Here is a 12175-nt window from a genome sequence, read left to right on the forward strand (position 1 = left end):
GACTCGATCGCATATGCGGTCGAGTTTAGACTTTCAAATTTCTTAATTTTGAAGTTTCGTATAAAAAAATACTTGTTTTCATAGCAGTTGTGAAATACTTAAAATTTAATGCTATTGGTTTGCATTAATAATGATAAGATTTCCTAGTTGAAGGTAGATTTACAACTCAGTAATTCAGCATATAGCTTGCGCTTGAGCTGTATCGAATTACTGTAGCTTTGCGTGAGGAAATACTGTGAATAAAATGCATTTGGTCAGTTATGTGGGACTGGCTGGAATTGTTGTGAATATTGTGATACAGCCAGCAAGAGCTGATGTAGTCAAGGTAACTGCTGTAGAAATTCAGCCGACAGCATTAGGAGCAGAGATTGTATTAAAAACGACGGATGACGAGTCACCGCAGGTTTTTACATCTAGCTTTGGTAAAACTTTTGTTGCTAATGTTGTCAATAGTCAATTACAAATTTCAGATAGAAATAATCTGCGACAAATAAACCCTGTAAAGGGTATTGCGGTGGTGACAGTTAGCGAAGCTGGAGCTAATAGTCTCCGTATTGTTGTGATAGGTGAGACAGAGTTACCGAAGGTACGGGTACGACAAAGCGAAAAGGGTTTGGTTTTGAGTGCTAGTACATCTGCAACTACTGTCACTCAACCGCCATCCTCAGTAGAGCCAGTAACAAAGCCACCTGCAAGCGAGACACAGCCACAAGTCACTACACCGCAGTCAGAAGTTCCCCCGACAGAAGGTGAAGCCCAACAGCCAATAACCACTGAAGAGGAAGAAATTGTCATCACAGGGGAGCGAGAAACGGGATATCGAGTTCCTAACTCCACAACAGCAACTAAAACCGACACACCTATTCGCGATGTCCCAGGAAACGTTCAAGTCATCCCGCGACAGGTAATAGAAGACCAGGGCGCAGTTCGCATCAACGACGCACTGCGTAACGTCAGTGGTGTTAATTTCTCCTTAGATGCTGGCGGTCGCAGTCCCGAATTTAACGTGCGGGGATTTGAGGCTAACCAATTCAAAAACGGGTTGAGAGAGGACAGGCAATTTAACACTCGCACTTCTCCAGAAACGGCAAATATAGAACAAATTGAAGTGTTAAAAGGACCAGCCTCCGTCCTGTTTGGACAAGCACAACCTGGAGGAATAATTAACTTTACGACTAAAAGACCGCTGCCCGAACCCTTCTATCAAATTGAATTCACGGCAGGAAGTTACGATTTCTATCGTCCGACTTTAGATTTTTCGGGTCCACTCAACTCTGATGGTACGCTTGCTTATCGGTTGAATGCTGCTTACGAACACGCCGAAAGTTTCCGAGATTTTGTCTCAACCGAGCGGTATTTCATCGCTCCTGTAGTTTCGTGGAGAATTAACCCCAATACCAGCCTAACTTTTGAAGGAGAGTATCTGCGCGATCGCCGACCGATTGACCGAGGTTTAGTAGCAGTTGGTGACGAAGTAGCTGACATTCCTTTGAGTCGCTTTTTGGGCGATCCCTCCTACGAACAAGAGATGGATGAATTTCGCAGCTATCTCTATCTAGACCACCGTTTCAGCGAAAATTTATCGCTCAGAACTGCTTTGCGGTACACCAGTAGTAAAGAATTCTACAACTCTGTTGAAGCAAACGAACTAGAGGCAGATGACCGAACTTTGCTTTTGGGTCGTTATTATGGCGGTCAGTATTACGAGACTTATACGCTGCAAAATGACTTAGTTTGGAAGTTTAACACAGGAGCGATCGCACATACGCTGTTGTTCGGTGTCGAACTCGCCAGACAGACGGGACGATACTTCGAGGATGCAATAGCGGCGGAATCCCCATCATTAGATATTTTCGATCCCGACTACGAATCAGTTTTCGATTTTCCTTACTCGCTCGAACCCGATCCTACATACAGTGGAGGTAAGCTTTCATCAGATACAATTGCAGTTTATCTACAAGATCAAATTGCTTTTACTGACAATCTAAAACTCGTTCTCGGTGGCAGATTTGATAGTTTTGACTCAGAAGAAAGATACCCGAACGATCCAACATTAAACGTTAATACAGAAGCCAGCGAATTTTCACCGCGAGTTGGAATTGTTTATCAACCAATTCAACCAATTTCTCTCTATGCCAGCTATAGCCGTGCTTTCGTCCCGCAGACTGGTAGGCTTACTGGTGGTGGTGCTGTTGAACCAGAGATCGGAGAACAATACGAAGTCGGTGTTAAAGGAGAGTTTTTGGACGGTCGGCTTGCCTCAACTTTAGCTTTTTACGATATTACCAAAAGTAACGTTCTAACGGACGATCCTAGTAATCCCGATCCTGACTTTTCCATTCAGGTAGGTGAACAACAAAGTAAAGGGTTTGAACTAGATGTTTCGGGCGAAATTTTACCAGGGTGGAATGTTATTGCCTCCTATGCTTATACCGACGCAGAAATTAGTGTTGATAATACTTACACAGTTGGTAATCGCCTTAATAACGTTCCTTTCAATACTGCTAGTTTATGGACGAAATATACGATTCAAAGTGGTTCGTTAGCAGGGTTAGGATTTGGTGCTGGCATCTTTTATGTTGACAGTCGAGCAGGAGATTTGGACAACACTTTTACAGTCCCAGATTTTACACGAGTGGATGCTGCTATTTATTACCAAAGAGAGAACTTTAAAGCAGCATTAAATTTCAAGAACTTATTTGATGTCGAGTATTTTGAAGGAGTACAGAGTAGAACGCAAGCAATTCCTGGTGCGCCGTTTACGGTTCAGGGAACAGTTTCATGGCAGTTTTGAGCTGAGTGATTTTTGTGGCGATCGCTTTTTCTAATTAATTCCAGTTTAGTGTGAGGAAATTTCAGTGAAATTGCACGTCTACTCTTTTTTATTTGTCGTTGCTACTACAGGGGCGATCGCTCCACTAGTAGGTGCGGTTGAGGCGGAGTCGATCCCCCCAACCCCCCTTGAAAAGGGGGGCAATTTACTCTCTCCTACTCTCTTGAATCAGAGAGGAACTGTACTTTCCCCTACCCCCAATTGGGAACAAGCCGCACTCTCTTCTACCCCCCTTTTTAAGGGGGGAGCCGCAGGCGGGGGGATCTCAGGATTTATGGCACAACAGAGTAGCATCACCCAAGTTACCAATGTACAACTGCAACAAACAGATAAAGGATTGACAGTCATTTTAGAAACAGCAGAAGGCGAGTCATTACAAGTCTTTCCGACTAGCTTTGGTAAAACCTTTGTCGCCAATATTCCCAACGCACAACTAGTAGAAGCTAAAACTTTTCGTCAAGAAAACCCCGCATCGGGAATTGCATCAATTGCTGTCACCCAGCAAGGGACGAATAATATTCGAGTTACAGTGACAGGAACTGGGGATTTACCCAAGGTAGAAGTGGGGAGGAGCGATGCCTCCGGCGGGCTTCGCCAACGCGCCCTAACTCTCACTCTACCAGATGCAATCGCACCTACAGCCCAACAACCCGCACCCCCAGCACCAGCAGTACCAACACCCCGAACCCAAGCAACACCAGAAGCAACAATACCACCCGAAGGTGAGACATCTCCCCCACCAGATAGCGTACAACCGCCACCAGTCAAACCTGAAGCAGACGAGGAAGTTGAAATAGTCGTTACAGGAGAACAAGAAACTAGATATAGCGTTCCTAATGCAACCACTGCGACTAAAACCGATACTCCACTGCGCGATATTCCCCAATCTATTCAAGTCCTACCGCGACAGGTGCTAGAGGATCAACGGGTAATTCGTGTCGGTGACGCGCTGCAAAACATCAGTGGTGTCAATAACGTGGGAAGTTACAGTGGCTATGAAGAAGAAATTAGGATTCGAGGATTTGAAATTGATACATTTCAAGGTGGCTACTTCCGAGACGGAATTCGTCTGTTTACCTTCGGCTTTCCTGAAACCGCTAATCTAGAACGCATTGAAGTGCTGAAGGGACCAGCTTCGATTCTGTTTGGTCAAGCGCAACCAGGAGGGATTGTCAACCTCGTTACGAAAAAGCCGTTGAGAGAGCCTTATTACTTCTTAGAAGGAACTGTTGGTAATTACGACACTTACAGAGGGGCGATCGATCTCTCTGGTCCTTTAAACAATAGCAAAAACTTACTATATCGCCTTAATGTTTTTTACGAAAATGCAGGCAGTTTCCGCGATTTTGTTGAGAGCGATCGCTTATTTATTGCCCCCGTCATCACTTGGAATATTAGTCCCAATACTTCCTTGACAATTGATGCGGAATTTCTTGACGATACCCGCACAATGGACGACGGCATCCCAGCAATTGGCGATCGCCCTGCCGATATTCCCCTGAGTCGATTCTTGAGTGAACCATTTAGTGAATTTACCAAAAAAGAATACAGCGTTGGCTATGTATTCAATCATCGCTTCAACGACAATTTGTCGATTCAAAATGCTTTCCGAGCGCAGTGGGTTTATCCCGAACGCTATTATCCTCTTTTTGATTCTTTAGACGAAGATACAGGAGAGCTGAGTCGAATTGCTTACTGGGCAGGTGGAGAATACGCCAACTACTCTACACAAACAGACTTAATTGGGAAATTTGCTACTGGTTCAATTCAACACCAACTTCTATTTGGGTTTGAGTATAGTAAAACTACTGAAAATCCTAACTTCCAGTGTTGTGACACTCCTTATTCTTCTATCAATATTTTTGACCCAGTTTACGTGAGAGAACGTTATCCAATAGAAGCAAACTTCTTTCGCGATGACACGACAAAAACTCTTGGATTTTACCTGCAAGACCAGATTGACTTAACTCCCAATTTCAAATTACTTGTAGGTGGACGCTTCGATAGTTTCGACCAAACACGTACTACGAGAGATTTAGGTGAACCAAGACAAGAATTGGAGCAATCGGATAGTAAATTTAGTCCGCGAGTTGGAATTGTATATCAACCAAGTGAAACAGTTTCTCTTTATGCTGCCTATACCTCGTCCTTTAAACCCGCTTCTGGTACGTCTCGCGATGCTAGCGATGAGCCTTTTGAACCGGAAGAAGGTAGACAATTTGAAATTGGCATCAAAACTGATTTTAACGACGGTAGACTCAACGCTACTTTAGCAGCATTTGATATCAAGAAAAAGAACGTAGCAACAGAAGATCCTAACAATGAAGGTTTCTCTATTCTAACTGGAGAACAAACTAGTCGAGGTGTAGAGTTAGACGTAGCTGGTGAAATTCTTCCTGGTTGGAATATCATTGCTTCTGCTGCGTATATCGACGCTTTTATCAGTGAGGACAACACCTATGAAGTAGGAAATCGCTTGGACAATGCACCGGAGTTTAGTAGTAGTTTGTGGACGACTTATGAAATTCAAAAAGGTAATTTACAAGGTTTGGGTTTTGGGTTGGGTTTGTACTATGTAGGAGATAGACAAGGCGATCTCGATAATAGTTATGTCTTACCCGATTACTTCCGTACTGATGCTGCTATTTATTATCGTCGGAACAATTGGAAAGCTGCGCTGAATATCAGAAATTTGTTTGATATAGAGTATTTTGCAGGTTCAGATAGTAGTAGAAACCAAATTCAGCCTGGTGCGCCATTTACTATTCTAGGTTCGTTTTCTGTAGAATTCTGATTGGAGTATTTACCGTGTCATCGTGCCATTTCTCTCAATCCTCTACCATGCTTTCTATTGCCCTCCTTTTCAAGGGGGGTTGGGGGGATCTTTCTTATATGTAGCTGTAACAATGATGGTACTATTTACTCAACCCGCTTGGGCTGATACCAAAAAAGATAACTGCGATCGCCGTTCTCCCCATCTTAGCAACTGGGCGATCGCTAACTCCTTTCAGGCTGCATATGTAAATTGGGATAGTGTTGAAAATTGTCATGGTAAGAAGCGATCGCATCAAACAAGTAGAGAATTTGATTTTGACGATTATTCTCTAAACGGCTTTTATGTACTTGAATTATCGTGGAGTAACGAGTTTAAAACTGGAAATCTTCAGCATGAAATGGAATTTGGCATAGAGTTGAATAAGTTTCCATTTTTGTTATCTGCTAAAAATGCAGACACTTCTGCAAGCGAACAGTTAAATTTAGTTAACTTGTCGAAAATGCTTTTGCCCTTTTCTTTAGCAGATTTTACTAGTAAACAAAATTCGTTATCTTTATATATTGAAAATGAAATTAATATAGGAAAGCAACTCAGTATACTTTTTGAAGGTAGTTTGGATTTAGTAATTAACGACACCACAGATCTACCCGAAATTCCTAATATTAGTCAGCAAGAATATATAGCATTTAATCCCGAACTAGAGATCTCATATCAACTCAGCGATTCGATTTCGGCATATGTCAATTTGAGTTATTCTTCTCTCCCAGTTCCGAAAATTTCCAGTAGTTTGTTAAAACCAGAAATTGAAAACGGTTTAGAAGTAGGTATCGAGACAGAATTTCTCGGCGATCGCTTTTCTGCTACTCTTTATTTATACGATGGCATTCAGCGAAACGTATCTTTAACAAATGCAAACGATCCTGAATTGGAAGTCTTAGTAGAAAAACAAAAAAGTCAAGATATCGGTTTGGAAATAGTCGGTGAAATCGCACCTGGATGGGATTTGATCTTGTATTATGCTTACACAAAAGCGCGCATTGCTAGATCGTCACCCATTCCCGTAAATTCTCAAGTTCCCAACATTGCCAGTCATAGTGGTGGTTTCTGGACAACATACGAAATTCAAGCTGGTACGTTACAAGGTTTGGGCTTTGGTGGTGGTATGCAGTACGTTGGCGATCGCTCAGGTAATATTGAGAATAGTTTTAAGTTACCGAATTACTGGCAGACAGATCTAGCCATCTTCTACCAGCACGAAAGCTGGAAAGCTGCACTCAGTATTGAAAACCTGTTCGACGTAGATTATTTTGAGGATACACCTCTAACTGTACTAGGAACGCTCTTTGTAGAATTTTAAGCTAAATTACTTGAGATCGCTTTTAAATAAGAGTAAACTCTATAGCTAGTAAGTGAGAATGATACTCACTTATGAGATACTGTGACTAGACTTACTTTTAATCTCTAATTGATAGCTGCTCGATCGCCGCCGCCAACCAAGGTGACAACAGACATTTTTTTCATGCAAAATCTACTATGAAAACTAAAACACTTCGCAGTATTGCATTTAGCTTGCATCGATACATTGGGCTAGCTGTGGGGCTAATTTTAATTATTGTTGGCGTAACAGGTAGCTTTTTAGTATTTCAGAAAGAATTTGACCAATATTTATTACAGCGCCAATTTGGACAAATAACCCCACAACCGCAACGCATAGCAATTGAGCCTGTTGTCAATACTGTCAAAGCAGCTTACCGCGATCGTCCCGAACTCAAACTAGCTTCGATTGATACTCTGCCCCACAACCCTACTTACAGAGTGCGGTTGAGAACGGAGGACGACAAAACAACTGATGTTTATGTCAATCCTTATACAGGGAAAATTTTAGGCGATCGCAATTGGGATAATACTCTCATCGGTATCGTATTTCAACTGCATTATGCTCTTTTAGCAGGTGACATCGGCATCAAAATCGTTGGCGTTGTTGCTTTTTTACTCCTTATTCTCACTATTACTGGTATCTTTTTATGGTCTGGTTGGCGTAAGCTAATCAGTGGCTTCAAAATTAAATGGCAAGCACACCCCAAACGAGTTAACTACGACGTTCATAAAGTTGCGGGTATCATTACTGCTATATTTTTAGGACTGACTGCCTTTACTGGTTTTTGTTGGAATTTTTATGAGTATGCCGAACCTGCAATTTACGCCCTCACCTTGAGTCCACACAAGCCAGAACCAGTTTCTCAGCCAATTCCTGGTAAGTCAACTATAGGAATAACAGAGATTTTAAAAATAGCTGATGCGGCTTTACCTAATGCAGAAACAACATACATTAACTTTCCCACCGCACCAGAAGAAGCATTTGCCATTTATAAAAAACGCCCTCAAGAGTCGAATGAATATGGCGACAGTAGCGTTTATCTCGACCAATATAGCGGCAAAATTCTGAAACTCATAGATGGACGCAACTTACCTCTAGCAGAAAAAGTACTCGGATCTTTTACACCTTTGCACTACGGCACATTTTGGGGACTACCCAGCCGGATTCTTTACGTATTTGTCGGACTTGCACCCCTAATTCTGTTCGTTACTGGCTTCGTAATGTGGCGCTACCGTTATCGAGGCAAAAAAATTGCAGATCGAGTAGATGTTGCGAGAGAACCAGTACAACGACATTAATGCATATTTGGGGCGATCGCCTCAATTTAGTTGAGAATCAGCAGCAAGAATCTTAGAATTCTACGACTGGCTGTTAGTTCCATAAACTTGACAATGCCAGTCAAAGCTTGCATCTTCATAAAGAGGCAGGATGACATCTCTATCTTTAATCTGCAATCCTTGCCACTGCAAACATTTCACCTTCCAGTCATGTCCCTCAATTGCCACGGCTGCAACATAATCAGAAGCTGGGATAAACGACTGAAGCAACCATCGCTCTGCCGCAGCGCGATCGCCGTTTATACTGAGTAGTTGGGCGGGTCGATCTGGCAGCAGTGAAACATCAAATTGGTTTAGAGGAAGCGCCAACCCATCTCCAAGTGCTTTGAGGATAGCTTCTTTGCAAGTCCAACCGTGAAAAAAGGCTGCTGGCTGCTGGCTGGAAGAAAGCGCGAGAAAAGTTGCGCGTTCTCTGGCTGAAAAGAATTGAGCAACGATTCGATCTAATTCAGGTATATGACGGATGTATTCTAAGTCAATCCCAATTTGGCGATCGCGAGTAAAAGCATACAAAGCTAAGTTGTGGGAATGAGATAAATTAAAATGCAGCCAGTCACAACTCTTCAGTGCTGGTTTACCATGACTGCCGTAACAAAACTGTAATTGGTGTGGTTCGATATCTAAATAGTAACTGAGAATGCTTCTGAGTATGCCACGACCGATAATAAAACGGTTTCTATCTGCTTCAAAATGAAAGCGACTTGCTCGATCTAATTCATCAACAGATAAGGTTTTAACTAATTGTTGCAAATATGCTGAATTTTGGCTGAGGCTAGCACGCCAAATGTGAATGTCATGTTGTGGCAATACTAAGCTTTCAGAATTTGCCATCATATTAGTGTTGTATCTACAATTATATTCTGCTCTTGTAACAATTTTGCTGCCATTTGACTATCGACTGGTTTTGAGAAGAGATATCCTTGTCCGCTACCGCAATTGAGTGCTTTGAGTTGAGCTAAATGTTTTAAGGTTTCTACTCCCTCAGCTACCACATCCATACCTAAATTAGCTGCAAGAGTGACAATAGTGCGTACAATCTCAAATTGTTCGCTGTCGATATCAATCTTATTAATAAAAGAGCGATCGATTTTCAAAGTATGAGTAGGAAAGCGATATAAATAGGCTAACGACGAGTAACCCGTACCAAAGTCATCAATCGAGAGCTGAATTCCCAGAGATTGTAACTGAAACAGCATTGTGGTTGCTATTTCAGCATTATCCATAATCACACTTTCTGTAATTTCCAGCTTTAAACTATTTGCAGGTACGTCTGTTTCCCGCAGAATTTCAGTAATTTCTTCTACTAAATTAGTTTGAGTAAACTGCTTGGCAGAAAGATTGATGCTCATGACTAACGATTGAGATTCAGGAAATTGTATTTTCCAAGCACTCAACTGACGGCACGCTTCTCGTAATACCCACCAGCCAATCGGAACGATCAAACCTGTTTCCTCTGCTACCGGAATAAATTCGGCTGGGGAAACTAATCCTCGCTGTGGATGTTGCCAGCGAATAAGTGCTTCAAAACCTGTAATCGCATTTGTTTTAAGCGAAACAATTGGCTGATAATATAATTGAAATTCTCGTCGTTCTAGTCCACGTCGCAAGTCAGTTTCTAATTGTAAGAGCGCAGCGGCTCGCGTGTGCATGGTGGTATTGAATACTTCGTAGCGAGCTTTCCCTGTAGCTTTAGCGCGATACATGGCTATATCTGCGTCGCGAAGTAAATCTTCTGGGCGTTCGTAATTAAAAGTACTGAGAGTAATGCCGATACTAGCACTAGTAAAAACTTCGTTGCCGCTGAGATTGAAAGAGCGAGTTAATTCTTCTTGTAGCCGATTAGCAATATTAGTAGCTACATTTTCATCTTTAATATCTTCTAATAGAATGGTAAACTCATCGCCACCTAAACGAGCAACAGTGTCGCCAATTCGTAAATATTTTTCTAGACGACGGGCGACGGCAATGAGTAATTGATCGCCTACTGAATGACCTAAACTGTCGTTAATTAGCTTAAAGCGATCGAGATCGAAGAAAAGTACGGCAAATAAATAATTTCTCCGTCTTTTTGCCAGAGAAATTGCATGACTTAACCGATCCATAAATAAAACTCGATTAGGCAATCCAGTTAATGCATCATGTAGAGCATCATGGAGTAACTGTTCTTCTGTAACTTTGCGGTTAGTAATATCAGATTGCATTCCTACTATGCGATATGCTTCTCCTGATGCATCTCGTATAATAATTCCTCGACTAAGCATCCAACGATAAGTTTTACCCTTGCATAAAATCCTGTATTCGCTCTCAAACTTAGAATTTAGCTCGGAAAGATGATTGAGCATTTCCATTTTAATGCGTTCCACATCTCCAGGATGAATGCGACAAAACCACTCATCTAAAGAGTTCATCTCATTGTCTGAATAGTCCAGCATTGATTTCCATCGTGAAGAAAAGTAAATCGCATTAGTTTTTAAATTCCAATCCCAAATACCATCGTTGGTAGCCTGCAAAGCCAGAACGTAGCGTTCTTCGCTCTCTCGCATTACTGTTTCTCGTTGCTGACGAGCAGTCAAATCGATTTCAATCAAAATTGCAGTATTTTCTAGCGCAGATTTTTGCGCCACCATTAGCAAGTTACGAGTACAGGTATCAGTTTGGATCTCAAGTTCCTTATAAATGCTTTGTTCCCCTTGGGAAAAAAAACCTTGAATAAACTCAATAAAATGACAATCTGAATTATAAAAACTAATAGGCTGCCCAATTAAGTCATCGGTACGCAAGCTTTGATTTTGAGCAAGATGTTGATTGACTGCAAGAATCTTTAATTCAGAATTAATCCAGTAAGCTGGTAGGGGGATGAGATCGAAAACGCTTCGTCCCTGTAATTTTTCTTGTTGCTCATCGTATGGAATTGCTGATAACTCAATATGTCGAGATTGGAAAGCCCAATAAGCAAGTAAAACTTCAATACCAGCTAAAATAGATAACAAGCTGACCGCGATCGCTTGACTGGTAGGACCATAGCGGCTATTTGGCAGTAGGTAAAATATGCAGCTAAAAGTTACAAAATTGCACGCCAGGAATAGTGCGATTGTAACTTGCAGGGCTGTGAATTTCCGCGATATATTCGCAGTACTAGTTGGATGAGACGGCAGTTTCAGTTGAGTGTCAAAGTTAGTGTAAGAGCAATGACAGCTAGGATCTATATTTTCAGGTAAAGACTGATTTAACTCTAACTTCTCCATAATCTTCTATAAAATGTAGCTATTCGATCTCAACTCGATAAATCGTACTAAGCTATTCTGTTAGACGGGTAAAGTGGCTCTAGAATATCCATAGTCAATATAATTTGACATAAACTAGATTCAGAGTGTAATAGTAAACATCCTGAAAATTTAATTCAAAGTTAGAGAGACACTCTACCTCAATGGAGTTTTTCTTTTGATGTTTTCAGCTAAGCTAAGTAGAAATTCGGTATTTAATCGCAGTTTATTATCCTAATTGCAGAGTTGGTAAGATTTTTTATTATAGGATCGGTGTTTTCTCTAGGATTTTTTCTCAACCTGCTACACAGATTAATTGGGCGATCGCTCTTTATGGTAAATCATCGCCCTATCTTACTCCCATGTTGTCCAGTTTCGGGCGATAGATCGATCGAATTAGTTTTCCCTTCAATAGCTTCTGTATAGATTTACACTTAAAAGCTGTGGGATTCCTCAAGCGTGACTGCTGAGCTTCAGTAAATTTAGGGAATCTACAGATGTTATTTACTATTTGATTAATAACAACTGTAAAATTGCTTAATTTAATAGCTTAAAAGCCAATCTTCAAGCGAACAGTTCTATTTAATA

At 41.4% G+C, this 12175-nt stretch carries 6 protein-coding genes; 4 read left to right on the plus strand and 2 right to left on the minus strand.

The window, feature by feature from the left end:
- Positions 1-244 precede the first annotated feature (244 nt).
- From N4J56_RS13295 to N4J56_RS13310, 4 genes are all read left to right on the plus strand, one after another.
- Positions 245-2794: a TonB-dependent siderophore receptor gene (locus N4J56_RS13295; protein WP_317110630.1), complete on the plus strand. Its 2550-nt coding sequence runs from the start codon at positions 245-247 to the stop codon at positions 2792-2794.
- A gap of 64 nt (positions 2795-2858) precedes the next feature.
- Positions 2859-5627 (plus strand): TonB-dependent siderophore receptor, encoded by a 2769-nt coding sequence (locus tag N4J56_RS13300; protein ID WP_317106889.1) that lies wholly within the window; start codon positions 2859-2861, stop codon positions 5625-5627.
- A gap of 112 nt (positions 5628-5739) precedes the next feature.
- Positions 5740-6966: a TonB-dependent receptor gene (locus N4J56_RS13305; protein ID WP_317106890.1), complete on the plus strand. Its 1227-nt coding sequence runs from the start codon at positions 5740-5742 to the stop codon at positions 6964-6966.
- A 176-nt stretch (positions 6967-7142) separates the two neighbouring features.
- Positions 7143-8285, plus strand: a complete 1143-nt coding sequence (locus tag N4J56_RS13310) for a PepSY-associated TM helix domain-containing protein (RefSeq protein WP_317106891.1) — start codon at positions 7143-7145, stop codon at positions 8283-8285.
- A 60-nt stretch (positions 8286-8345) separates the two neighbouring features.
- On the opposite strand, the gene N4J56_RS13315 is transcribed toward N4J56_RS13310, so the two are convergent.
- Positions 8346-9158, minus strand: a complete 813-nt coding sequence (locus tag N4J56_RS13315) for a 4'-phosphopantetheinyl transferase family protein (RefSeq protein ID WP_317106892.1) — start codon at positions 9156-9158, stop codon at positions 8346-8348.
- The gene (locus tag N4J56_RS13320; protein ID WP_317106893.1) at positions 9155-11569 is read right to left on the minus strand and encodes a putative bifunctional diguanylate cyclase/phosphodiesterase; all 2415 of its coding nucleotides are present in this window, start codon (positions 11567-11569) and stop codon (positions 9155-9157) included. Before N4J56_RS13320 ends, N4J56_RS13315 begins: the two co-directional genes overlap by 4 nt.
- Between the last annotated feature and the right edge of the window lie 606 nt (positions 11570-12175).

Source organism: Chroococcidiopsis sp. SAG 2025 (assembly GCF_032860985.1).
Classification (GTDB): Bacteria; Cyanobacteriota; Cyanobacteriia; order Cyanobacteriales; family Chroococcidiopsidaceae; genus Chroococcidiopsis.

Excerpts from the sequence above, each read along its gene's own strand:
- N4J56_RS13305 (WP_317106890.1), top strand. The coding sequence starts at position 5,740 with ATGATGGTACTATTTACTCAACCCGCTTGGGCTGATACCAAAAAAGAT.
- N4J56_RS13315 (WP_317106892.1), bottom strand. The coding sequence starts at position 9,158 with ATGATGGCAAATTCTGAAAGCTTAGTATTGCCACAACATGACATTCAC.
- N4J56_RS13320 (WP_317106893.1), bottom strand. The coding sequence starts at position 11,569 with ATGGAGAAGTTAGAGTTAAATCAGTCTTTACCTGAAAATATAGATCCT.
- N4J56_RS13310 (WP_317106891.1), top strand. The coding sequence starts at position 7,143 with ATGAAAACTAAAACACTTCGCAGTATTGCATTTAGCTTGCATCGATAC.
- N4J56_RS13295 (WP_317110630.1), top strand. The coding sequence starts at position 245 with ATGCATTTGGTCAGTTATGTGGGACTGGCTGGAATTGTTGTGAATATT.